At 70.0% G+C, this 23,540-nt stretch carries 20 protein-coding genes; 6 read left to right on the top strand and 14 right to left on the bottom strand.

The features are described 5' to 3' along the window. Positions 1–480: 480 nt before the first annotated feature. From MKK63_RS16075 to MKK63_RS16065, 3 genes are all read right to left on the bottom strand, one after another. Positions 481–687 carry a hypothetical protein gene (locus MKK63_RS16075; protein ID WP_243917642.1) on the bottom strand — a complete coding sequence of 69 codons (207 nt, stop codon included), beginning with the start codon at positions 685–687 and terminating at the stop codon, positions 481–483. 78 nt (positions 688–765) lie between these two features. Further along, complete coding sequence (locus MKK63_RS16070) at positions 766–2,316, bottom strand: FAD-dependent oxidoreductase (RefSeq protein ID WP_244003451.1); 1,551 nt, start codon at positions 2,314–2,316, stop codon at positions 766–768. A gap of 235 nt (positions 2,317–2,551) precedes the next feature. Next, entirely contained in the window at positions 2,552–3,442 is an 891-nt protein-coding gene (locus MKK63_RS16065) for a DMT family transporter (protein WP_244003449.1), read from the bottom strand. Positions 3,443–3,711: 269 nt separating this feature from the next. Between MKK63_RS16065 and MKK63_RS16060 the strand changes: the two genes are divergently transcribed. Further along, entirely contained in the window at positions 3,712–4,584 is an 873-nt protein-coding gene (locus MKK63_RS16060; protein WP_244003458.1) for a YihY/virulence factor BrkB family protein, read from the top strand. Then, the gene (locus MKK63_RS16055; protein WP_244003447.1) at positions 4,563–5,465 is read left to right on the top strand and encodes an alpha/beta fold hydrolase; all 903 of its coding nucleotides are present in this window, start codon (positions 4,563–4,565) and stop codon (positions 5,463–5,465) included. Before MKK63_RS16060 ends, MKK63_RS16055 begins: the two co-directional genes overlap by 22 nt. Before the next feature lie 578 nt (positions 5,466–6,043). Here MKK63_RS16055 and MKK63_RS16050 read toward each other — a convergent pair. Both MKK63_RS16050 and MKK63_RS16045 read right to left on the bottom strand, forming a co-directional pair. Next, entirely contained in the window at positions 6,044–7,813 is a 1,770-nt protein-coding gene (locus MKK63_RS16050; protein ID WP_244003456.1) for a glucan ABC transporter ATP-binding protein/ permease, read from the bottom strand. Between the two features lie 341 nt (positions 7,814–8,154). Beyond that, positions 8,155–8,664, bottom strand: a complete 510-nt coding sequence (locus MKK63_RS16045; RefSeq protein WP_409564519.1) for a CAP domain-containing protein — start codon at positions 8,662–8,664, stop codon at positions 8,155–8,157. A 253-nt stretch (positions 8,665–8,917) separates the two neighbouring features. Between MKK63_RS16045 and MKK63_RS16040 the strand changes: the two genes are divergently transcribed. Both MKK63_RS16040 and MKK63_RS16035 read left to right on the top strand, forming a co-directional pair. Continuing rightward, complete coding sequence (locus tag MKK63_RS16040; RefSeq protein ID WP_244003445.1) at positions 8,918–9,109, top strand: DUF6516 family protein; 192 nt, start codon at positions 8,918–8,920, stop codon at positions 9,107–9,109. Beyond that, positions 9,106–9,480: a hypothetical protein gene (locus MKK63_RS16035; protein WP_244003443.1), complete on the top strand. Its 375-nt coding sequence runs from the start codon at positions 9,106–9,108 to the stop codon at positions 9,478–9,480. Before MKK63_RS16040 ends, MKK63_RS16035 begins: the two co-directional genes overlap by 4 nt. Before the next feature lie 41 nt (positions 9,481–9,521). Here the strand turns inward: MKK63_RS16035 and MKK63_RS16030 are convergent, their stop codons facing one another. Further along, on the bottom strand, positions 9,522–12,233 hold the full coding sequence (locus MKK63_RS16030) for a DUF3772 domain-containing protein (protein ID WP_244003441.1): 2,712 nt from the start codon (positions 12,231–12,233) through the stop codon (positions 9,522–9,524). 545 nt (positions 12,234–12,778) lie between these two features. On the opposite strand from MKK63_RS16030, the gene MKK63_RS16025 reads away from it, so the two are divergent. Then, positions 12,779–13,327, top strand: a complete 549-nt coding sequence (locus MKK63_RS16025) for an HNH endonuclease (RefSeq protein ID WP_243917628.1) — start codon at positions 12,779–12,781, stop codon at positions 13,325–13,327. A gap of 258 nt (positions 13,328–13,585) precedes the next feature. Here the strand turns inward: MKK63_RS16025 and MKK63_RS16020 are convergent, their stop codons facing one another. From MKK63_RS16020 to MKK63_RS16010, 3 genes are all read right to left on the bottom strand, one after another. Beyond that, entirely contained in the window at positions 13,586–13,828 is a 243-nt protein-coding gene (locus MKK63_RS16020) for a hypothetical protein (protein ID WP_244003438.1), read from the bottom strand. Positions 13,829–13,869: 41 nt separating this feature from the next. Next, positions 13,870–14,733 carry an outer membrane protein gene (locus MKK63_RS16015; RefSeq protein ID WP_244003436.1) on the bottom strand — a complete coding sequence of 288 codons (864 nt, stop codon included), beginning with the start codon at positions 14,731–14,733 and terminating at the stop codon, positions 13,870–13,872. Between the two features lie 264 nt (positions 14,734–14,997). After that, on the bottom strand, positions 14,998–15,987 hold the full coding sequence (locus MKK63_RS16010; protein WP_244003434.1) for an outer membrane protein: 990 nt from the start codon (positions 15,985–15,987) through the stop codon (positions 14,998–15,000). A 312-nt stretch (positions 15,988–16,299) separates the two neighbouring features. Here MKK63_RS16010 and MKK63_RS16005 point away from each other — a divergent pair, with 312 nt between their 5' ends. Continuing rightward, entirely contained in the window at positions 16,300–16,632 is a 333-nt protein-coding gene (locus MKK63_RS16005; RefSeq protein ID WP_244003432.1) for an MmcQ/YjbR family DNA-binding protein, read from the top strand. A gap of 154 nt (positions 16,633–16,786) precedes the next feature. Here MKK63_RS16005 and glmM read toward each other — a convergent pair whose 3' ends face one another. The 5 genes from glmM to ybgF form a co-directional block, all read right to left on the bottom strand. Further along, positions 16,787–18,127, bottom strand: coding sequence for a phosphoglucosamine mutase (glmM, locus tag MKK63_RS16000; RefSeq protein ID WP_244003430.1), 1,341 nt, complete (start codon positions 18,125–18,127; stop codon positions 16,787–16,789). A 141-nt stretch (positions 18,128–18,268) separates the two neighbouring features. Continuing rightward, complete coding sequence (locus MKK63_RS15995) at positions 18,269–19,015, bottom strand: sulfite exporter TauE/SafE family protein (RefSeq protein WP_244003428.1); 747 nt, start codon at positions 19,013–19,015, stop codon at positions 18,269–18,271. A gap of 166 nt (positions 19,016–19,181) precedes the next feature. Next, positions 19,182–21,104, bottom strand: coding sequence for an ATP-dependent zinc metalloprotease FtsH (gene ftsH, locus MKK63_RS15990; RefSeq protein WP_244003426.1), 1,923 nt, complete (start codon positions 21,102–21,104; stop codon positions 19,182–19,184). A gap of 3 nt (positions 21,105–21,107) precedes the next feature. Next, positions 21,108–22,232: a tRNA lysidine(34) synthetase TilS gene (gene tilS, locus MKK63_RS15985; RefSeq protein WP_244003424.1), complete on the bottom strand. Its 1,125-nt coding sequence runs from the start codon at positions 22,230–22,232 to the stop codon at positions 21,108–21,110. A 130-nt stretch (positions 22,233–22,362) separates the two neighbouring features. Beyond that, a complete protein-coding gene (gene ybgF / locus MKK63_RS15980) occupies positions 22,363–23,460 on the bottom strand; it encodes a tol-pal system protein YbgF (RefSeq protein WP_244003421.1) in 1,098 nt (365 codons plus the stop codon). Positions 23,461–23,540 lie beyond the last annotated feature (80 nt).

Genomic DNA, 23,540 nt, shown 5'->3' with positions numbered 1-23,540 from the left:
CGATTTGCCCAGGCCCAGATGCGCCGATAGGCTCTCGATCAGGGCGGTGCGCAGACAAGCGGACATGGGGGGATCCCTTTGGCGAGGAATCCCTCAGTCCACCACGGCGCGCCGCCCGCCGCCACTGTGTCGTGTACCGTGTGGCTTGCCAACGCAAGTCTGCTTAGTGGATTCACACTTCGCAGTCCGACACCAACGCTCTGAAAAAGAGAGCGCTTTTCCCCTCCCCCTTGCGGCGAGGGGCCAGGGGTGGGGGTGGTTCAGGATGAGGCGCAGCGGTACCGTCTGCACCAACCCCCACCTGCACCAACCCCCACCTCCAACGCCTCCCCGCAAGCTTGAGCGATCCCGGGCAAGCCCGGGGTCGCCAGGGGAGGAGAGAGCGCCGGCGCAGCTGTGTGAACATTGTAGCCCGCAGCGGGGAGAGGGAGGGCGCGCGGCAGGCTCGGTCCCTCAGGTTCTAGAAATTCCCGCCGAAGCTCAGCGCTTCTGCTCGCAGCGCGTCTTCAGGTAGGCGCCATCCTCGCCCTTGAAGCCGGCATTGGCGGCGAGCACCGGGCCCTGGATCAGGCATTCCTGGAGGGTGTGGGCCGGGCCCGTGACCACGTCGATGGCGGTGTCGCGCGAGCAGTCCGGAGCCTGGACCGAGGCTGCGCAGATGAGGGCTACGACGAGGATCTGGTTCATGGGGCCTCCCGGCTCGGCCCGGCTTGTCGGACGGCGGGCAGCGTCAACCGAAAGGCACAGGTGGGCGCGCCGGTTCCATCACACCTGTGCGGCCAAATCGGCACCGCCCGCGATCGCCTCCGGGCTCGGCACCCGGCCTTCGCCCAGCAGGTGCAGGAACGCCGTGAACGGCGTGTTGCGGCCGATGCTGCAGGCCGCCACCGCGCGGCCCTCCCGGATATAGAAGGCGATGAAGTCGAGGGCGGCCGGATCGCCCTGCAGGATGATCCGCTCGAAATCCGGCGCGTAGCCGCCATAGTCGAGGCGTTTGTCGCCCTGGTTGCTCCAGAAGAACGGCGCGCCGGAGAAATCGCCCTGCGCGCCCAGGATCGCCCGGGCCGCGTGCGTGCCATGCTGCTGGGCGAGCCGCCAGTGCTCGATCCGCGCGGTCATCCCGCTGCCCTGCTCCGGGAAGGCCGCGATGTCGCCCGCGACCCAGACCCGGTCGGCGAGCATGAGGTCCGCACCGACCCGAAGGCCTCCGGTCTCGTCCGGCTCCACCCCGGCGACGATCCCGGTCTCCGGCGCGGCCCCGGCGCCGATCAGGACGAGGTCGGCCGGCAGGTTTTCGCCCGCCTCGGTCTCGACCGCGGTGACGCGGCCATCGCCGGCGATCCGGGCGACGCTGCCGGTCACGAAGGTCACGCCGTTGCCCGCGTGGTACTGCTTCAGCGCCGCCCCCACGGCCTCGCCGAAGCGCTTGGCGAAGGGGATCTCCTCCCGGGACAGGACCGTCACCGACAGACCGCGCTTGGTCAGGAAGGCCGCGGCCTCCAAACCGATGAAGCCCGCCCCGATCACCACCACGCGCTTGGCGTGCTCGGCAGCCTCGCTGAGCCGCACGGCGTCGTCGAGGCTGCGCAGGGTCATCACGCCGTCGAGGTCCTTGCCCTCGAAATCCGGCACCGCGGCGCGGCTTCCGGTGGCGATCAGCAGGGCGTCGCCGGTGAGGGTGCGCCCGTCCGCCAGGGTGACGCTGCGGGTCGCCGGATCGACCCGGGTGGCCTCGGCCGCGATCCGCTCGACCCCGTGGGCCGAGGAAAAGTCCGGCTCCAGCAGGGTCTTCTCCGGCGGCGTCGGCTTGGCCAGGAACTGCTTGGACAGCTTGGTCCGGTCGTAGGGCGGATGCGCCTCGCGGCCGACCATGGTGATCCGGCCTGAAAACCCCTCGCGCCGCAGGGTCGTCACGCAGGCGGCCGCCGCCGCCCCGGTGCCGACGATCAGGACGGTCTCGATGGAGGTGGCAGGGCGCTTGGCCGGGGCCGGTTCGGGCGTGAGCGTCGCCACCGCCTCGCCGCCCTCGATCCGCACGGGATAGCGGGTCAGGGGCTCGAGGGCCGGCGGCTCCTCCAGGCTGCCGTCGGCGACCGAGAAGGCGGCCTTGTGCCAGGGGCAGTAGAGCCGTCCGCCGCAGATCTCGCCCTTGGCGAGCGGCGCGCCGAGATGCGGGCACTTGGCCTGGAAGGCGCGCACGCCGTCGGCGTCGCGCACGAACAGGACCGCGTCGTCGCCCGCCTTGCCCTCGGCCTTGCCGCCGAGGGGGATCGCGTCGAGGGCGAGGCGGATCTCGCGGGGCTTGTCCTGATCCATGCGCGCCTCGCTCGGTCCCGATTCGGGCCGCTGCGGCCCGCGCGCATCAAACCGCGAGGCGGCGAAGGGTTTCCGGGCCCTGCGGTCGCAGGGGAAGCGCCACCTCGTGGTTTCGAAAGGTCGAGACCTTTCGCGGGTCCGGGGCGGAGCCTTGGTCATCATCTCAGGGCTCTGCCCTAAGCACCCGCCAAAGGGCTGAAGCCCTTTGGAAACCCGGGACCCGGGCCGAAGGCTCTCAGCCCCGGCTGGCTACCGCGACCCCCAGGGCGGCCAGCGCCATTCCGGCGCCCTGGAGCGGCGTCAGCACCTCGCCGAACAGGAGGTAGCCGAGCACGGCCGCCACCGGCGGGACGAGGAAGAACAGCGCCGCCACCCCCGCCACCGCCCCCCGCCGGATCAGCGCCAGCAGCAGCAGGATGCCGGCCACCGAATTGATCAGGACCGCCCAGGCGAGCCCGAGCCAGACCGGCGCGACGGACTCGAACCGCGCGCTGCCGAAGGCGACCGCCAGGGGGATCGCACAGGCCATGCCGCCGACGAACTGGAGCGTGGCCCCGGCGAGCAGATCGACCCGCCCGCCGGTGCGCTTCTGCCAGAGGGTGCCGAGGGTCAGCGACAGGACGGCCAGGAAGCTGACCGCCAGCGCGAGCGGCGGGATCCCCGAGGGATCGGCGGCGCCGAGTTTCGGGGCCAGCACGAGGCCCGCGCCGATGAAGCCCATCAGGATCCCCAGTGCCCGCCGGGCGCTGACCCGCTCGCCGAGCAGGGGCTGCGCCAGGAGCGCGGTCAGCAGGGGCTGGAGGCTGCCGACGAGGGCCGCGATCCCGGCCGGCAGGCCGTGGCTCACCGCCCAGAACGTGCTCGACAGGTAGACGCCCTGCATCAGGAAGCCCGCGACGACCGGGTCGCGCCAGCCCGCCCGGTCCGCCGGCCAGCGCACGCGCGCCGCCAGCGCGATCCCCGCCAGCACCAGGGCGACCGCCGTGAAGCGCACGGCCGTGAACCCCAGCGGATCCGCGTGCGGCACCACCGCCCGGGCCGAGATGAAGCCGGTCGCCCAGATCGGCACGAACAGGGCCGGGAGGAGGCTGGCCGCGCGCGTCGGGGGTCGTGAGGATGTCGGCATGGCGGTATCTAAGGCGCATCCGGCCCGCGAGTCGCAACGGCGATCCGGCGCATCCCAGGGGCGTGGCATCCGCGCGTCACCGGTTCGTGTTCGGGACCGGATCGCGTCGGCTGCGTTGACCGGCCGGCCGGGAACGCTCTCCATCGAGGTGGATACCAGCTCGGCGCATGAGCGCGCGTCACAAGAAGGCTCGAGCCGTTCATCGGCGAGCCGTTCCGCCAGAGGATCGTCAGAACACCGTGAAACCCATCCGCAACGGATTCCAGATCATGGGCGTGGCAGCGCAGCGCTTCGTCTCCCACGACGGCTGGGCGATCGCGAGCCACATCGCGCTCTCGACCCTCACATCGCTGTTCCCGTTCCTGATCCTGCTGGCGGCCTTGGCCGGCCTGTTCGGCACCCAGTCGCTCGCCGACGAGGCCGGGGTGCTGATCTTCGACGCGTGGCCCCGGGAGATCGCCAAGCCGATCGTCGGCGAGGTCCACCGGGTGCTGACCGAGCAGCGCCGCGGCGTGCTGACGCTCGGCGCGCTGTTCGCCCTCTACTTTTCCTCTTCGGGGGTCGAGAGCCTTCGGGTCGGGCTGAACCGGGCCTACGGGCTGCGGGAGAGCCGGCCCTGGTGGCTGACCCGGCTCGAATCGATCGGCTACGTGATCTGCGGCGCCTTCGCGATGCTGGCCTTCGCGCTGCTCGTGGTGCTGGGGCCGCTGATCTGGCGCGCCCTCGTGCTGGTGGCGCCGGGGCTCGAACCCCTGAGCCTGACGGTGGCGATCGGGCGGATCGGGATCACCGCGCTGCTGCTCGCCGTGATCCTGGTCATCGCCCACAAGTTCGTCGCAGCCGGGCGGCGCTCGATCCCGTCGGTGCTGCCGGGGATCGGGGTGACCCTGGTCCTGTGGTTCTTCGCCGGCCTCGGCTTCGGCTATTATCTCGACCGGTTCTCCAACGCCTACGCGTCGACCTACGGCGGCTTGGCCACCGCGATGGTGTTCCTGGTGTTCCTCTACTGGCTCGCCGCGATGTTCCTGTTCGGCGGCGAGATCAACGGCACGGTGATCGCCGCCCGCCGCAGCCGGTTGCAGGCGAAGATGCTGGCCCGCCGGGCCGAGATGGAGGGGAAATGGACGGCGTCGAACACCTGACCGTTCGTGTCGCGGGCGCGGACCTGCACGGTGCGGACCTGCACGTTGCGGACCTGCACGTCGCCCGCTGCGGCACCGGTTCGCCGCTGCTGCTGCTCCACGGCTGGCCGGAATTCTGGCTGACCTGGGAGCCCGTGATGACGCGCCTGGCGTCCCGCCACACGCTGATCGCCCCGGATCTGCGCGGCTTCGGCGACAGCGACACGCCGGCGGGTCCCTTCGGGCCGGCCGATCACGCCCTCGACATGGTGGCGCTGCTCGACGCCCTCGGGATCGCGCGGGCCGGCATCGTCGGCCACGATGTCGGCGGGGCGGTGATCCAGGCGCTCGCCCGGGCCAATCCGGAGCGCTGCGCCGGCCTGGTCCTGTTCGATTTCGTGTATCCGGGGATCGGCCCCCGCCTCGCCGCGCCGGACCGGCTCACCGAGATCTGGTACCAGTCGTTCAACCAGATGGATCTGGCGGTCCAGCTGGTCGGTGCCAGCCGCGAGAGCTGCGCCGCCTATATCGGGCACTTCCTGCGGCACTGGTCGCACCGCAAGGACGCGTTCGATCCGGTGCTCGACGCCTTCGTGGACGCGTATTGGAAGCCCGGAAACCTCGCGGGCGGCTTCGCGCATTACCGGGCGGCCCATGCCGGACGGGTGGCGATGCTCAAGGGTGAGGCCCCGCCCCTGCCGCCGATCGGCGTGCCGACCTGCGTGCGCTGGGCCGAGCACGACCCGATCTTCCCCTACGCCTGGACCGACCGCCTGGGCGAGACGTTTTCGGATCTCGATCTGGCGCCGTTCCCGGGGGTGGGGCACTTCCCGCATCGGGAGGATCCCGACCGGGCGGCGGAGGAGATCGCGGGGTTCTTCAAGCGCATCGGGTGGGTGTGAGCCACGCCGGAGGCGGGATGAGGCGCGGGTCCCCTCTCCTGAAGGGAGAGGGACAGGGTGAGGGGTGGAACCTCTCCGAAGGAGACGCATCATCGACGAGCTTCGCGGGCGCTGAGAGCCGTACCCGATCGCGTTGCAGCACGGTACACGACAGTGACGCCACCGTCGCCAAATAGGGCGCGGGTCCCCTCTCCCGTGCGGGAGAGGTCTGCTTTCGCAGAAAGCCGGGTGAGGCATGAGAAGAGTCCGGAAGAGGCATGCCTTGTCAGGGCTTCAAGGTGCGCTCGATTTTGAGAGTTCTCGACCCTCACCCCAACCCTCTCCCGCTCGGGAGAGGGGGCAGGTCGCGCTTGCCGACCCAGGCGGAAGACAATTGTCGTGTACCGATCGCGCTGCAGTCGCGCGCGGCTCTCAGCTCTTGTCGTGACGCGCTCTCTTGCGCCGAACCGGTGCCCACTTCGTCGGAGAGCGCTCGCGTTCTGAAGCTTCTCGTCCCTCACCCCAACCCTCTCCCTTCAGGAGAGGGGACCTGCGCATCACCCTGACATGCGGGGCTTGTAGCCGGCGCCGGCCCCTCCTCACGCGGCCAGCGCCAGCCCTTCCTCGGTCTCGGCCGCCATGAACTGCGCCCGGGCGAGCTCGGCGAAGCGTCCGCCCTCGGCCACCAGCTGGTCGAAGGTGCCGGCCTCGACGATCCGGCCCTCGTGGAACACCAGGATCCGGTCGGCGTCGCGGATCGTCGCCAGACGGTGGGCGATCACGAAGGTGGTCCGCCCTTCCATCACGGTCTCCAGCGCGCCCTGGAGCTTGCGCTCGGTGGCCGCGTCGAGCGCCGAGGTCGCCTCGTCGAGGATCAGGATCGGCGGGTTCTTCAGGAGCGCCCGGGCGATCGAGAGCCGCTGGCGCTCGCCCCCCGAGAGCGACCGGCCGCGCTCGCCGATCACCGTGTCGAGGCCGGCGGACTGGCGCGCCATGAAGGTGCTGGCCTGGGCCCGCTCCAGCGCGTCGAGCATCTCGGCATCCGTGGCGTCGGGACAGCCGACCTGCAGGTTCTCGCGGATCGAGCGGGCGAACAGCATCGGCTCTTGGAACACCACGCCGATGTTGTGGCGCAGGCTCGACAGGCCGACGTCGCGGATGTCCATTCCGTCGATCCGGATCGAACCGGCGGACGGGTCGAAGCTGCGGTGCAGGAGGCCCAGCGTCGTCGACTTGCCCGAGCCGGTGGTGCCGACCAGCGCGATCGTCTCGCCGGGGCGCGCCGAGAAGGACACGCCGTCCAGCGCCCGGCGGCGGCCATCGTACGAGAAGGCGACATCGTCGAAGGTGACCGCGCCCTCGAACCGCGCCACCTGCCGGGCCTGCGGCCGGTCGGCCACCGCCGGGACGGTGTCGTAGATCTCGAAGAACTCCGCGATCTTCGGCGCCTGCTGGAACAGGCCGTTGACGAAGCCGACCACGTGGTCGAGGCGCGCCACGAAGGCGGTGGCGAGGCTCATGAAGGCCACGACCTCGCCCACCGTGGTGGTGCCGGCCTGATACAGCCAGATGCCGGTGACGAAGATCGCCGTCATGGTGATGGTCGCGGACGCCCGGGTCGCCACGTTGGCGAGCGCCCACCAGGACAGGACCGGGATCTGCGCGGCCAGCAGATTGGTGATGATGCCGCGCATCGCGTCCTTCTCGGCCTTGGCGCGGGTGAAGGACTGGATCACCGCGACGTTGCCGAGCGCGTCCGAGGCGTGGGCGGCCAGCCCCGAATTGAATTCCTCGACCTGACACTGCAGCGTCTCGGTCCGGCGCATCACGAAGGTGGTCAGCGCGGTGAAGGCGAGCACCAGCACCACCAGGATCGAGCCGAGCTGCCAGTTGATCAACAGGGTCATCGGCAGGAGCACGCCGAGCGAGACCAGGGCGACCAGATGGTCGCGGAAGAAGCCGAGCCACAGCCAGGCCATGCCGTTGGTGCCCTCCAGCATCGCCTTCAGCACCCGGCCGGAATGGTTGGCCGAGTGGAAGGCGAGCGGCAGGTCGAGCACGTGCTCGAAGTAGCTCGCCATCGAGGACAGGCGGTTGCGGTGGGCCAGCCGGTCGGCGTGGAGCGCGATGAACACGCCCGCCGCGATGGTGAAGAACCCGAACGCCACCCAGGCGGCGAGCAGGGGCAGCATCGTGCCCATGGCGTCGCCGCCGCGCTTGAGATGGGTCAGCTGGTCGATGATCCGGCCCATCAGCAGCGGTTCGGCGAAGGCCGCCACCGCCAGCACGACGTTGGTGGCGGCCAAGCCGATCGCCAGCCGCCGCTCCGCCTTCAGGAATCCCAGGACCCGCCCGTACAGACGAACCATCACGACCGCTCCGCCACCCCTGGCGCGGCCCGTGTGACCCGGGTCCTGCGCCGTCTCTTAAAGAAGGTCGCTTGGCCGGCGGCGTCGCCGCCTCTGCCGTCAAACCCCTCGTACGACAGGCGTATGCCAGGTTCTGCCTGAACGCGCGATGACGGATCGATACAGGTTGGAAACATCCGCACTTACTGTTCGTTCAGCAAGGTCCCCTAATCTCGAGGGTTACCCGGCCGTTCCCGGTCCCGACAAGCCGGCCGGCGGGTGACGGTCACGCTGCTCCGGGCGGCGCTGCCGGTCCCGAACGGGACGGGGCCGCCCGATGGGCGACGCTACGATGGGCGACGCTACTTGGCGGTGAGCAGCGCCCAGTAGACCTTATACTTCGAGCCCGGCGCGTAGGCGGTGGCGATCCCCATCTTGGTCGCCTTCGGGTCGAGCATCGTGGCGTCGTGCGGGGGACTGTCGCGCCAGCCGGAAAAGGCCTCCGCCAGGGTGTGGTAGCCCGCCGAGAGGTTGGCGTTCACGTCCGCGTAGCCGAGCCGCTCCACCGCGGCCTTGACGGTCTGAGCCCGGCTCGGCCGGTCGGCCAGCGCCATCGAGGCCGCCTCGGCCTCGGCCAGCCGCTGCAATTCCGGGTCGACGGTGAGCGGCGCCGCACCGCGGTTGCGGCGGTACGACGAAATCATGTCGCGGGCCGCCTCGATATCGATATGCGCGCTGGTGTTGGCGAGCGGCAGATAGATGCTCGGCAGCGCCGAGGAGGCCGGCGCCTGGGCGGCGCAGGCGCCGAGAAGCGCAAGCGCCGGCAGGCAGAGCACCCGCGGCAGAGTCCGTCTCGTGTGTCGTGCGCCCACGTTTCCTGGTCCCCACCCCGGCAGCCGGCTCGGTTGCCGGAGCCATATAGGCCTTGTCGGACCCGCCTGCATCCGCGCTGCAGAATCACCGGCTCGACGTGATATGACGTTCGGTGTCATAACGTCCGAGGCTTTTTCGTCTTCCATGGCACGCGCGCGGCTCCTGCTCGATGACAAGAGGGTCTTCGCGGATGGTATGATCCTTCAGCTCAAACTGTGGGAACTTTAGCCTCCCGACCGGGTGCGTGGTTCAGTGCACGGCTTCAAATATCCGCTGTTCTACGGTGGTGAGGGTCAGCGGATCCTGGCTTACGACAATGAGGCGGGGAAGGGTGATCACGTCCATCGCGGTGCGGAGGAAACGCCCTACCTGTTCACGACGTTCGAGACGCTGCTGGATGACTTCCTGACCGAGGTCGGCGTGCTGCGCGGAGGTGATCGATGAGCGATGAAGTGACCGTCGTCATCGGCGGATCGGTGGAGGATATGCGGGGGCGTTTCCTCTCGGCGGTGCGGCGTGCGGAGGCGGGCGAAGCCGTGGAGCCGGAACGCGTCGTCACCTTCGAGAACTGGGCGACCTTCCTTAAGACCTTCTCGACGGCCCGCATCGCGGTGCTGGAGGCCCTGGCGGCAGGGCCGGCCGACTCGATCACCGCGCTGGCCGGCTCGCTCGGCCGGAATTACCGACGCGTTCACGACGACGTGGCGGCTCTGGAGAAGGCGGGCCTGCTGAAGCGGACCGGGACACGGGTGATGCTCGCCGCCGAGGGCGCGTGTGCGCATCTCGACCTGAGGCCTGCCCGGGCGCGCCCGTAGGGGCGCCCTCCTCCTGAAGGCAGAGCCCGGGGTTCGTCGCCTCAGCCCCCGGCGCTCCGCAAGCCGCGGTCGCGCGGCGCCCGGGCCGGCTCCTCTTCGGTCCCGGAAGCCGGCGCCGCCAGCCCGAACCGGCTGGCGATCTCGCCCATGGCGGTCTGCATCGAGTCGAGGCCCTGCACGGTCACGATGCTGGAGCCGGGGCCGAGCGGCGGGATGAAGCCCGCCTCGCAGAGGGTCGCGAACACGGAAAAATTCAGGTCGGTCAGCACCTTCTGGCCGAGGCTGACGTCGGTGATCCAGACCAGCAGCTCGAATTCGAGGAACGGGTCGCCGATCTTCTTGAACACCACCCGGGGCGCGGGCTCCTTCAGCACGTCGGCGTGGGCCGTCGCGCAGGCCGTGATCATCTCGGCGGCCCGCACCGGGTCCTGGTTGCGCAGGACGCTGACCGTAATGCTCACCCGCCCCGAGCGGTCGCCCCGCACCCGGTTCTTCACCACGCCGGAGATCAGGTTGGAGTTCGGCACGATCACGGCCGAGCGGTCGAAGGTCTGGATCTCGGTGGAGCGCACCGAGATCCGCTTCACGATGCCCTCGGAATCACCGATCACCACCTGATCGCCGACCCGGATCGGCCGCTCCCACAGGAGCAGCAGGCCCGAGACGAAGTTGTTGACGATCGACTGGAGGCCGAAACCGATACCGACCGACAGGGCGCCGGCCACCAGGGTGAGCTTTTCCAGGCTCAGGCCCAGATACGAGAAGGCGAGCGCCAGCGCGAGCAGGAAGCCGCAATAGCCCGCCACCGTGGTGATCGAGTTGCGCAGGCCGGCGTCGAGGTCGGTGGCCGGCAGGTAGGTGTTCTCCAGCCAGCGCTGCACGCCCTTGGTGATGAACACGCCGACCGCCAGGATCCCGATCCCCAACGCGATGCTGGACAACGAGATCGTGACGTCGCCGACCTTGAAGCCGAAGAAGGCCTGCCGGACCGAGGAGACGATGTCGGTCGAATCGAGCCCCCAGGGCGCCAGCACCAGCAGGGCCGCCACCAGAAACAGCACGACCCGGGCGCCTCCGGTCGCGAGGACCGAGATCTGGTTCAGCGAGCGCTTGCGCAGGCCGGTATTGGCCTGGAGCGTGGTAGCGAGCCGGGTCTCGTCGGAGAGCGCGCGGCCGATGAAGATGTCGACGCTCTGCACCAGCAGGTAGAGCAGCACCAGGATGCAGGCGGCCCAGATCAGCTGATCGATCAGGAAGGTCGCGAAGGCGACGTAGCCCACCAGCGCGCCGAGCCCGATCACCGCCACGGCGGCCCAGCCGAGGAGGCGGGCGGGACCGCCGATGCTCGTGGTCGATTTGGTCGGCACGTAGGGGCCGAAGCAGGCCTCTTCCTCCTGCTCGGTATCGGCGAAGCGGTGCAGTCCGATCGCCAGGATCAGGGCGGTCGCCACGGCGCCGAGGCCGCGCGTCGCGATGGAGATCGGCAGCGCGGCCGAGATCCCGGAATTCAAGGCTTCCACGGACTTCACCACCGTCACCACCGTGGCGATGCCGACCGCGAGCCGCGTCAGGCGCGTGGCCGCCGCGTCGCCCACGGGGGCGGGACGCCAAGCGGGCTTTTCCGGGCTCAGCAGCCCGTCGCAGAGCGCCTCCGCGAAGGCGATGAAGGCGAGCCCCCCGGAGATCGCGGCCGCCACCGGCAGGAGCCGGGACGGCAGGAGGTTGGTGGCATCGAGCGCGTAATAGACCGCGTAGGACCCCGCCACCGCCGGCACCGTCCCGAGCAGGATCACCCGCCAGGCGGCGAGCAGGCGCGCGCGCCGCGACGGATCGGTCGTGCCCACGTCCCGGTGGGCGCCCCGGGGCGCGATGTTGCGCCGCCCGAAATACAGCGCCACCGAGATCCCGAAGGCGAGCCCCAGGAACAGCAGGTTGGTGAGGCTGCCGTTGCGGGAGAACAGGAGGCCGATATCGGACACCGCGCTCTGCAGCGCGCGGGTATCGCGCGGCACGTCGGCCATCACCTTGGCCCAGAGGCCGGGGCCGATCAGCGGCTGGGAGCGCTGGAGCAGGTCGCGGGTGAAGGATTCGCGGCGGCGATTCGAGACGCGGTCGACGATCTGGTCACCCTGGACCACCAGGGAGCGGGCCAGCCGCTGGGTCTCGTCGATCCGGGTGACCGCGGCCTCGCGCTCGGCGCGCTGCTCGGCGACCTCCGGGCTCTCCTGCGTGTCCTTGGGCTTCGGTCCGAGCTGGGTCAGCCGCTCGCGGGCGGCCTCGAGGGGGCCGTCGAGCCGCGTGACGAGGCCGCGGATCTCGTCGGTGACCGTGGCGGCGCTGTCGCGGATGGCGGTGAGATCGGCCACCGTCAGGTCGGTATGGCCGAGCTGTTTCTCGCGGGCGTCGAGTTCTGACTTGGCGGCGTCGAGCTTGGCCCGAACCGCCTTGTACTGCTCGGGGACGTCCGCCTGGACCGGGGCGGGCTTGGCCGCGGTCGGTTTGGCCCCAGCGGGCGTGGTCTCCGCGGGCTTGGTCTCCGCAGGCTTGGTCTCCGCAGGCTTGGCCTCCGCAGGCTTGCCGGCAGGCGCCTGAGCCTGGGCGGGGGCCTGAGCCGGCGTCGGGGTGGGCGTCTCGGCACAGGCTGGCGGGGATGCGGCGGCCAGGCCGAGCATCAGGGCGGCAAACAGGGCGGGCAGGCGGGACGGGCGCGCGCCGCGATCCAGCGTGCAGGTACGCTCGGGCGTACGCGTCATGGGCGACCTCGCGTCGGGCGCGCCGGACGCACGGTCGGCATCCGGCATCGGCGAATCGGCGGCGATTAGGGGACCGGGCGGTCCCTGGCAGCCCCGCGCTCTGCGGGAGCAATAGGGCGAAACCGTGCCCCTGCCCACCCTGCGCCGGATCCGGCGGGTGCCCCCCGGGGGGCTTGGCCCGAGGATGGCATTCGGAGGCATCGGGTGGGTGCGTCCCCAGGGCCTGCCCGGAAAAGCTTCACAAGGGCGTCATGCTGGGATTACATGAACCCCTCATGGACAGGGCCTTTTCGTCATCACGCGAAAGGGCTTGGCCGGCGATCGCGCCGGCTCGGCCCGGCCGCGTTCCGGATCTGATCGCCCCGACTGGCGCCCCCACGCGCCGGCCCGCCGCCCTGTTGCTCCCTCCGCCGCTCCCCCCAGGTCGCCGCCCCGTGCGCCGGCCCGCCCGACATCGGCTTCCGGCCGGTTCGGACGGACCGGTGAGGCGTCGGCCCGGTCCCGCGCGTTATCCGCGTCAGAGCTAGTGTTGAAGAGTCGCGCCGATGATGGATCTCCAAACCCTCGTCCTCAACGCGGATTATCGGCCGCTCTCGTATAATCCGCTCTCCCTCTGGTCGTGGAAGGACGCCTTCACGGCCCTGTTCCTCGACCGGGTCACCCTGGTGGCGAGCTACGACGTCGAAGCGCGCTCGCCCTCGCGGTCGCTGCGGGTGCCCAGCGTGGTGGCGCTGAAGAACTATGTGGCGCTCGCCCGCAGCCCGGCCTTCACCCGCTACAACATCTACCTGCGCGACGGCTTCAGCTGCCAGTATTGCGGCCTGCGTCTGCCCTCGGGGGGCCTGACCTTCGACCACGTGGTGCCGCGCTCCCGGGGCGGCCTGTCGAGCTGGGAGAACGTCGTGGCGGCCTGCTCGCCCTGCAACCTCCGCAAGGCCAACCGCACCCCGGCCGAGGCCGACATGCCGCTGGCGATCGAGCCCCGGCGACCGACCCGCTACGAACTGCACCACCGCCAGCCGGAATTCGACCACAAGCAGTATCACCACACGTGGCTCGACTACCTGTACTGGGACAGCGAGCTGGAGAGCTGAGGCGGGCATTGCCGATTGCGTATTGCCTGCAGAGCGTCACCATGGAAACCTTCGCCACCGGACGCGTCGACACGCATCGAGCCGCCCAGCATCAACACGCCATTTGGAGGAGCGTGCGGCGCGAGCAGACGTACAGGCGGTGATCGAGTCCGTGCGCAAGGCCCCGGATGTCCCGGCCGAACCCGGCGATGACAGGCCGGACACACGTCGCAGCCAGCAACTCGGCCGGTCGGCTCATGGCGTCCCCGGCGGCCCGCCTCACCAAGCCGGCGTGAAGCGGGGCGGCTCGTTGTACATCGGGACGTTGTGGTTGCGCGGCAGGTAGTCCCGCACCAGCACGGGCGGCGGGACGACCGGGACCACCGGAACGGGCCGCACCCGGACCCGGTGGCGGATGACGCGCGGCTCGGGCCGATCCCCGGGCCAGGCCACGGGGGACGCCAGGACGGGCCCTGCGACGAGCAGGGCCGCGGCGACCGCGAGACAGCGACGACCACGCATGAACAGGCTCCCGCCGACAACCAAGACCAGACCGTGCCGTATCAGAACTTGATGGCCGCGCCGGCGCGGACGGTGTTCAGGTTGACCTTGTGCCCGTCGAAGCTGTCGAACAGCACGTACTGATACTCGGCGCGCAGGAGGATGTTCGGCGTGATCGCGTATTCGATGCCGGCCCCCAGCGCGACGCCAGCGACGACCTTCGTCCGCGACCGCTGATCGTTGTACGTGGCTCTGAACTGATTGACGAAGGTGCTCGTCCCGGCCAAGCTGGCGTTGTACGCGCTGACGTCGAAGCCGGAATCGGAGTAGCTGAGCGAGTCCGCGACGCGGGCGCGGCCGATCGCGACGCCGCCCGTGACGTACGGCATGAGGCTGTCGATGGCGTAGCCGAGACGGGCCCGCAACGTCCCGTAATCGGTGATCCGCGTTGCGGAGGTCCCGTTCAGGTTGAGAGTCTCCTGCAGACCCAGCGAATTGGTCTTGGTGCGACCGATACTGTCGGAGGAAGAGCCCAAGCGGCCGAAATTCGTGTAGTCGCCCTCGATGCCGAACACGAAGCTGTCGTACTGGACGTTGTAGCCGACATAGCCACCGAAGCTCGCGGAGCCGACGCGCCGCGATGGCGGGCTCAGCAGGGCCGAGGCACCGAAATCCGACTCGGCGGTCGAGTTGTGCGAGCGCTCGTAGACCATCGGCGAGAGCGCGTTCTTGAACCCGAGCGCCGCCGAGGTGTAGCCGCCATGGCCGCCGACATACACGCCGCTCCAGTCGATCACCCGGACCGGGGCCGGAATCGGATCGTAATCGGCACCGCGTAGGTAATCGTAATCCAGGTCTGCAGCCCGGGCGGTGTTGACGCCGCAGAGACCGAGAACCGCCAGCAGCGGAAAGGTGACGGTACGCATCGGGATCGTCCTGGAACTGAGTGACAAGCGGCGGATCGAGCCTCAACTCCGTGGTAGTCGAGTAACCTTAATCATCCGTTGATCGGAACGAGTTTCCAGGTTGCAATGCTGATCTATCACTGTTGTCAGCGGTCTCTCGGACGACATCGATCGGCATCGGATATGTCTTCGGCTGCATCCGCGGCCCGCACGGCAGCACCGAAACGCGAAACGGCGCGGAGGGCATCCGCGCCGTCGCCGTCCGGTGATGAGATCGGGCTGCGATCAGTACTTGCGCACCAGCGGGCCGGGGATCGGCTCCGGCATCAGCGGCGGCAGCGGCGCCGCCACGATACCGCCGAGGTAGTAGCGCAGGCCGATCTTCACGTCGTGCGCCTCGATGTCCTTCACCTTGATCGCCTGGAGGCTGCCGGTGCAGCACGGCACGTAGCCGGCGCCGGTCTCGGCCTTGCCGAGGTTCAGGTAGCGGTAGGCCAACTCGATCTTCAGCGCGTCGGTCACGTTGTAGGCGAGACCGGCATGGAGCGCCCAGGCGAAGCTGCCGCTCGACTTGTCCTTGTAGAACTTGCTGCCGCTGTTGGTGTTGTAGACCGCGTTGCCGTTCGCGTCGTAGACCGGCTTGTAATTGTAGGAGGGCGCGCCGCAATCGCAGCCATAGACCGGGTTGCCGTAATCGTAGCCGTAGGTCGGGCTCGTGAACTGCTGGTTGGTCGAGTAGGACGAGATGTGGTTGAAGGCGTAGCCGACGCCGCCGCCGATGAACGGCGTGATGCCGTACCACGTGCCGAGGTCGAAATACGCGTTGGCGAGCACGACGGCGGAGTCGAAGTTGCCGCTCGACTTGTTGACGCCGTAGGAGCCGAGGCCGTCATCGTAGTCCGGGCCGCGGTAGTACTCGCTGCCGCGCAGGCCGGTGGCGTAGCGATACTCACCGGTGATGTCGCCGCGGAGGAACGGGGTGAACTGGTAGCCGACGCCGACACCCGCGAAGCCGCCGCCGCCGATCACGTTGCCGAAGGAGCGGTTGGCGTCCGGGTAGCCGGTGTAATCGTAGGCCTCGCTGTACTTCGGGCGGGTGTAGACGCTGGCGCCCACGTCGCCGCGCAGGTACCAGCCGCCACCGACCTCGATCGGCTCGGGCGGCGGAGGCGGCGGCGGAGGCAGCAGGTCCGCCGCAGCGGCGAGGCAGGGCGCGCCGACGCTCGCCGCGAGCGTCAGGCTACGCACCAAAGCGTTGAGCTTGGAGCGGGCCATAAGAATTCCTTTACTGGATCCGTGAGCCCGACGCTCCGCGTGCGTGCTCTGTGGTTAGCCTGTGAAGAATGCGCGCAACGTCTTAAATCCGGCTTAACGTTAAGTCTTAGCCTTGCGTGTTCTCGACCGCCCGGCGCAAACCGTTGCTCCACAAATATTGGCCGGCCTCCATTGAGGCACGCAGTGGCCTCTTCGAGGATCGACTGTACAGGGAGAAAGACTGCATGAACCGGATGCGCCCCGCCGCTTGGGACGACCTTTGGGCCGGGCCTCGGATAGTCGCGGGTCCGGGCCGAGCGGGCTGAGTCGCCCATGCTCCCCGAGGACGTGCGCATTCTGGCGCTGATGCTGCCCGAGGCGGTGGCGGGCGCCCATAGCGGCAACCCGGATTTCCGCGTCGGCGGCCGTGTGTTCGCGACCCTGTGGGTCGAGGAGGCGCGGGTGGTGCTGCGGCTCGCGCCCGGCGATCAGGCCACCCTGTGCGAGGCCGAGCCGGACCTGTTCACGCCGCTCGACGGGGCCTGGGGCCGCCGGGGCTGGACCAACCTCGATCTCGACCTGTGCGAGGAGGAGACGCTCCGCACCGCCCTCCTGGCAGCATGGCGGATGACGGCGCCGCCGGACTTGAGCGCGGCCTACGATTGATCCTCAAAGTCCTGGTTTCAAAAGGTCTCCGACCTTTTGCGGGTCCAGGGCAGAGCCCTGGCGTTGGGCAAAGCCCAAACCGGGCGAAGCCCGAGCCTCGGGGGCTCCGCCCCCGAACCCCGCCAAAGGGCTGAGCCCTTTGGGATCCCGGATTTCAGGCCGCGGCCTTGGTCACGGCATCGACCACCTCGTCGACCACGTCGTTGACGAGGCCGCGGTCGTCGCCCTCGGCCATCACGCGGATCACCGGCTCGGTGCCGGAGGGTCGGATCACGAGGCGGCCGGCATTGCCGAGGCGCTCGCGGGCATGCGCGATGGCGCTGACCACGCTGTCCTGGCGGAGCGGTTCTCCGGCCTTGTAGCGCACGTTCTTCAGGATCTGCGGCAGCGGCTCGAAGCAGTGGCAGACCTCGCTCACCGGCCGGTTCTGACGCTGCACCACGCTGAGCAGCTGGAGCGCCGCCACGAGGCCGTCGCCCGTGGTGGTGTAGTCCGACATGATGATGTGGCCGGATTGCTCGCCGCCGAGGTTGTAGCCGTGCTCGCGCATATGCTCGAGGACGTAGCGGTCGCCCACCGCGGTGCGGGCGAGCGTCAGCCCGAGGTCGCCGAGATAGCGCTCCAGGCCGAGATTCGACATGATCGTGGCCACCACCCCCGGCTGGGTCAGGCGCTCGTCCTCCTTCCAGGAGCGGGCGATCACCGCCATGAGCTGATCGCCGTCGACCACCTGCCCCTTCTCGTCGACGATCAGCACCCGGTCGGCGTCGCCGTCCAGGGCGATGCCGATATCGGCCCGGCGCTCGCGCACCTTGGCCACCAAAGCCGCCGGCGCGGTGGAGCCGACATCGCGGTTGATGTTGAAGCCGTCCGGCTCGGTGCCGATGGCGATCACCTCGGCGCCGAGCTCCCACAGGGTCTCGGGGGCGACCCGGTAGGCGGCGCCGTTGGCGCAATCGACCACGACGCGCAGGCCCTCCAGCGTCACCTGCCGCGGCAGGGTGCGCTTGGCGAACTCGATGTAGCGGGCATGCACGCTCTCGATCCGCTTGGCCCGGCCGAGATCGTTGGAGCCGGACAGGCGCTTGTGCATGTCGGCGTCGATCAGGCCCTCGATCTCGTGCTCGATCGCGTCGTTCAGCTTGAAGCCGTCGGGCCCGAACAGCTTGATGCCGTTATCCTCGAACGGGTTGTGCGAGGCCGAGATCATCACGCCGAGATCGGCCCGCATGGAGCGGGTCAGCATGGCGACGGCCGGCGTCGGGACCGGCCCGAGCAGCAGCACGTCCATGCCGACCGAGGTGAAGCCCGCGACCAGCGCGGTCTCGATCATGTAGCCCGACAGGCGCGTGTCCTTGCCGATCACCACCCGGTGGCGGTGGTCGCCGCGCTGGAACACGAGGCCCGCAGCCTGCCCCACCTTGAGGGCCAGTTCGGGGGTGATCACCCCGTTGGCACGGCCGCGGATCCCGTCGGTTCCGAAATACTTTCGCACGAAGTCGTCTCCGAGGCGCGGTCTCACCGGCCGGACAAAGCTAGCAGACAATCGTTTACGCCGGATGCAGCGCTGCCGGCCGGGTCCATTCGGTGCTTCCCGACAAAGGCGGTCGAAATGGGGCCGAGCGCCTGAGGGTCGCTACAGGATCCGCGGGAGCGACGCGCCGACCAGGGCGAGGCCCGACAGGGTCAGGAGGCTCAGCACGAGGGTGCGGAACGCCGCCTCGCTGATGCCGAGATAGACCCGCGCGCCGAGCAGTGTCGGGATCAGCATCGCCGGCAGCACCACGGCCAGCATCGGCAGCATGGCCCGGGTGACGAGACCGGAGGCCACGTAGGTGACGATCGTAACGGTGAGCATGGCGAGGTTGAAGTTCTGGATCACGGCGCGCTGCACATCGCGCTCGTAGCGGCGCAGGGTACACCAGAGGGTGGGCAGCACCCCCGTGAACCCGCCGAGCGCGCCCATCATGCCGCCGCCGAGGCCGACCAGCGCGTCGGCGAACCGGCCGCCGACGGTGATGCGGGGTAGGTTCCTGGCGAACAGCATGGCCGGGCACCAGACCAGCAGCAGCAGGCCCAGGATCGCCTTGAACCAGTCGGCGTCGAGCCGCGGCAGCAGGAGGATGCCGAGGGGGATCCCGGCGAGACCGCCGAGCACGAAGGGCGCAAGGCGCCGAAGGTCGAAGCCGCGCCGGACCGAGACGGCGGCCACGACCTGTCCGGTGAAGGCCCCGGACACCGCCAGGAACGCGCCGAGCTTGGGATCCAGCACCCAGGCCCAGAACGACAGGGAGACGAGCCCGAAGCCGAAACCCGAGAGCCCCTGCACGAAGCCGGCGGCAACGGCACCGAGGGCGACGACGAGATAGGTCGAGACCGGCATGAGGGTTGGCAGCGCCTTGTGGAGAGGCCTGTGTTTCCGATCCGAAGGGATGGGCCGAGTCTCCGGCCAAGCTGGCGGTACCGTTTCGCCGACAGCGGCTCCGGTTTGTCAGGCACGAAAAGGGCGCCTCGCGGCGCCCCTCTCGATCGTCGTCTTGTCCGGTGCTTCAGGCCTGCGGCTGCGGCTCCAGGCCACCGTCGCTCTCCTTCGGCCGGCCGCGGCCCGCGGAGGGGACCGAGGAGCCCCGGGCCGGGGTCGGCGGCACGTCGCCGCCGTCGCGGATCGGGGGCTTACCCTTCAGCAGGTTGCGGATCTCCTCGCCCGAGAGGGTCTCGTATTCGAGGAGCCCCTGCGCCAGGGCCTCCAGATCGTCCTTGTGCTCGGCCAGGATGCGGCGGGCCTCCTCCAGGCCCGTCTCCACCAGACGGCGCACCTCGGCGTCGATCTTCTGGGCGGTCGATTCGGAGACCGATTGCTGCCGGCCCATCGACATGCCGAGGAAGACCTCGTCGTTGTTCTCGCCGTACGCGACGGTGCCGAGCTCGGGGCTGAACCCCCAACGCGTCACCATCATCTTGGCCAGCCGCGTCGCCTGCTCGATGTCCGACTGCGCGCCCGAGGTCACCTTGTCCTGGCCGAAGGTCATCTCCTCGGCGATGCGGCCGCCCATCATGATCGCCAGCCGCGAGGTCATCTGCTCGAAGCTCATGGAGAGCTTGTCGCGCTCGGGCAGCTGCATGACCATGCCGAGCGCCCGGCCGCGCGGGATGATGGTCGCCTTGTGGACCGGGTCGGTCGCCGGGACGTTGAACGCCACGATGGCGTGGCCGCCCTCGTGATAGGCGGTGAGCCGCTTCTCGTCCTCGGTCATCACCAGGGTGCGCCGCTCGGCGCCCATCATGACCTTGTCCTTGGCGTCCTCGAACTCGTGCATCGTGACGATGCGCTTGCCCCGGCGGGCCGCCAGCAGGGCCGATTCGTTGACGAGGTTCATCAGGTCGGCACCCGAGAAGCCGGGGGTGCCGCGGGCGATCACCTTGAGATCGACATCGGGGGCCAGCGGCACCTTGCGGACGTGGACACGCAGGATGCGCTCGCGGCCGGTGACGTCCGGGTTCGGCACCATGATCTGGCGGTCGAACCGGCCGGGACGCAGCAGGGCCGGGTCGAGCACGTCGGGGCGGTTGGTCGCCGCGATGATGATCACGCCCTCGTTGGCCTCGAACCCGTCCATCTCCACGAGGAGCTGGTTGAGGGTCTGCTCGCGCTCGTCGTTGCCGCCGCCGAGGCCGGCGCCGCGGTGACGGCCGACCGCGTCGATCTCGTCGATGAAGATGATGCAGGGCGCGTTCTTCTTGGCCTGCTCGAACATGTCGCGCACGCGGCTGGCGCCGACGCCCACGAACATCTCGACGAAGTCGGAGCCCGAGATGGTGAAGAACGGCACGTTGGCCTCGCCCGCGACCGCCCGGGCGATCAGGGTCTTACCGGTGCCGGGTGGGCCGACCAGCAGCACGCCGCGCGGGATCCGGCCGCCGAGGCGCTGGAACTTCTGGGGGTCGCGGAGGAATTCCACGATCTCCTGGAGATCCTCCTTGGCTTCCTCGACGCCCGCGACGTCATCGAACGAGACGCGCCCGTGGGCCTCGTTCAGGAGCTTCGCCTTCGACTTGCCGAAGCCCATGGCGCGGCCGGCGCCGGACTGCATCTGGCGCGAGAGGAAGATCCAGGCGCCGATGAAGACGAGGATCGGCAGCCAGCTGACCAGCAGCTGGATGAACCAGGGGGTGTTGTCGGACGGCGGACGGGCCGTGATCTGGACGCCCTTGCCCTGAAGCTTGGAGACCAGGCCCGGGTCGTTGGGCGCGTAGCTGGTGAAGTTGCCGCCGCCCACGTAGGTGCCGGACACGTCCTGCCCGGAAATCACCACCGACTGGATCTTGCCGGCATCGGCATCGTTCAGGAGCTGGCTGTAGGCGATCTCGCTGCCGCCGCCCCGATGCCCCGGGTTCTGGAACAGGGTGACCAGGGCCAGCACAAGCAGGAAGATGACGACCCACAAGGCAAAGTTGCGAAAATTCGGGTTCATCGATCAATCCTTGGCGTGTGCGACCCCCAGGACGGACGCGTCGTCCGGCGCGACCGGTCCATCCGTGCACACAGCGCCAATGTAAGCGGGGGGGCCTCCCTTGCCAAGTAATCGCGACGCCCCTGCGGCGAGGGCAGCACTCTTCGCCCTCGGCCGGCGTGGCGGTGCGGGGGCGAGGCTCACCGTACCGGCGGACGCCGTTGCGATCAGGAAGCCCGCGAGGCTGCGCCGGACCGCCGCCCGGCCCCGCAGGGCCGGCAGCAGCCATCCAAGGACCAGGGTCTCGAGCCGTTCGAGCCGGCGGGGCGCAGCCCCCGCCTGGGTCAGGGCGCGGTCGAGGCAGCGCAGGACGATCGCGTCCGGCAGGGCCGCCAGCACGGTTCCGTCGAGGCGCAGGGCCGGGCCCTCCGTCGGCAGGCAGGCGGCTTCGAGGGCTTTGTCGGCGGCGATGCACAGCGCCGCCTCGTCGCGGGCTGCGCGCTCGGCGAGGCGCGCGAGGCGCGCGGGGGTCAGGCCCTCCCGTTCCAGGATCGGCCAGACCGCGCGCAGGCGTCCCCGGGCGAAGCGGGGGTCGGCGTTGCTGGGATCGCGCAGGTAGGGGATGCCGCGGGCCTCGCACCACGCGACGAGCGCGGCCTTGGGCAGGGCGAGGAAGGGCCGGCCCAGGGAGATCCCGGGTGCCAGCGCCCGCTCGGCGCGCATGCCGGCGAGCCCCGCGGGACCGCTGCCGGCGGCGAGCCGCATCAGCACGGTCTCGGCCTGATCGTCGAGGGTATGACCGGTGAGGACGCGGGCTGCGCCGATGGCGGCGGCATGGGCGGCGAGCAGCCGGTAGCGGGCGGCCCGGGCCGCCGCCTGAAGGCCGGTGCCGGGCTTCGCGTCCGCCCAGGCGAGAATCGCGTGCGGCAGGCCGAGCGCCCGGGCGGCGGCGGCGACGCCTTCGGCCTCCGCGCGCGCATCCGGGCGCAGACTGTGATCGACGGTCGCGACCTGCACGGTCGCGCCCAGAGCGGCGGCGGCGTGCATCAGCGCGCCCGAATCAGGGCCGCCCGAGACGGCGAGCAGCACGCCGCCCCCAAGCCAGGGTTCAAGGGCCCGAAGCACAGAATCGTCCGCAGAGCCGGTCATGGATCCAAAAGGTCCGAGACCTTTTGCGGGTGCAGGGCGGAGCCCTGCTGGGCTCGGGCGAAGCCCGACCTCAAGGCTCCGCCCCGATACCCTGCCAAAGGACTGAGCCCTTTGGCATCCCGCGTACGAATCAAGCGCCGCAGCGGGCGCGCTTCTGCTCGCGCGTGACGCCCTGGCGGACGCCCGCTCCGGCATTCGGGAACTTCCGGTCGAGCTCGGCCAGCGTCGCGCAGGCCTGCTCGCGGGCCCCGAGCGCGGCGAGCGTGACGCCGAGCTTCAGCATGGCATCGGGCGCCTGCGCGGAACGAGCGTAATCGGTGGAGACCTTCAGGAACTGCTCGGCCGCCTCGCGGTTGCGACCGCGGGCGAGGTAGCTCTCGCCGAGCCAGTAGGTGGCGCCGGCAACGCGGTTGTCGCGGGGATGCGACTGGATGAACTGGCGCAGGCCCATCTCGGCCTGCTCGTACTGCTTGCCGCGGTACAGCTCCACCGCAGCTTCGTAATCCGTGGTCGGATCGCCCGTCCGCGTGGCGGCGACGCTCTCGGAGGGCCGGGCCGGGATTGCACCCGTGCGGGCGGGCGGGCGGAGGTCGACCGGCTGGTCGTAGCCGGGGGCTGCCGCCTCGGCGTCGTCCTCGCCCTCGACGGCCCCTTCCATGGCCCCTTCGATCGCCCCTTGGGGCAAACGCTGCGGCCGCGGCGCGGCCTCGGCCGCTTGGGTTGTCTCCCGGGTCGTCTCTCGGGTCGTCTCTTGGGTTGCCTCGATGGCCTCCCGCGGCGGCAGCGGCGCGGAGGGCTGGGTGCTGCCGAGCTGCATCGGCGCGCCCTGCGCCCCGGGCGTTTGCGACGGGTCGAAGGCGTCGCCGCGCTTGCCCGGCCGACCGGAACCCGGATTGACGCCGTTGACGGTCCCGGCGGGTCCGGAGGACGGCGCGGCCGCAGGCGCGGGCTTGCCGGCGCCCCTACTCTCGCTTTTGCCCTCGCTTTTGCCTTTGCCCTCGTTCAGCCGGAACTCGACATCCTCCTGGAACTTGCGCAGCTGCTCCTTGAGCTGGCGGTTCTCGTACTGGAGGGTCTCGATCTGCCCCGCCATCACGCGGGACTGGTTCTCGATGCGCCCGAGGCGCACCACCAGTTCCGAGGCGTCCTGCGCGGCGGCCGGGTGGCCGAGGAGCGCGGTGCCGAGGGCGGTGGCGAGGGCGAGACGGGTGCGAAGGCGGGCGAGCATGGGGCGGCTGCGGTCCGAGGGCGGCGCGTGGCCGTAACAGATGCGCCGGTCCGCGGCAAAACTGGGGCGGAAATCGATCT

Source organism: Methylobacterium sp. J-088 (assembly GCF_022829295.1).
In the GTDB taxonomy this organism is placed as follows: domain Bacteria; phylum Pseudomonadota; class Alphaproteobacteria; order Rhizobiales; family Beijerinckiaceae; genus Methylobacterium.
This window is presented reverse-complemented; position numbering and strand designations above follow the sequence as displayed.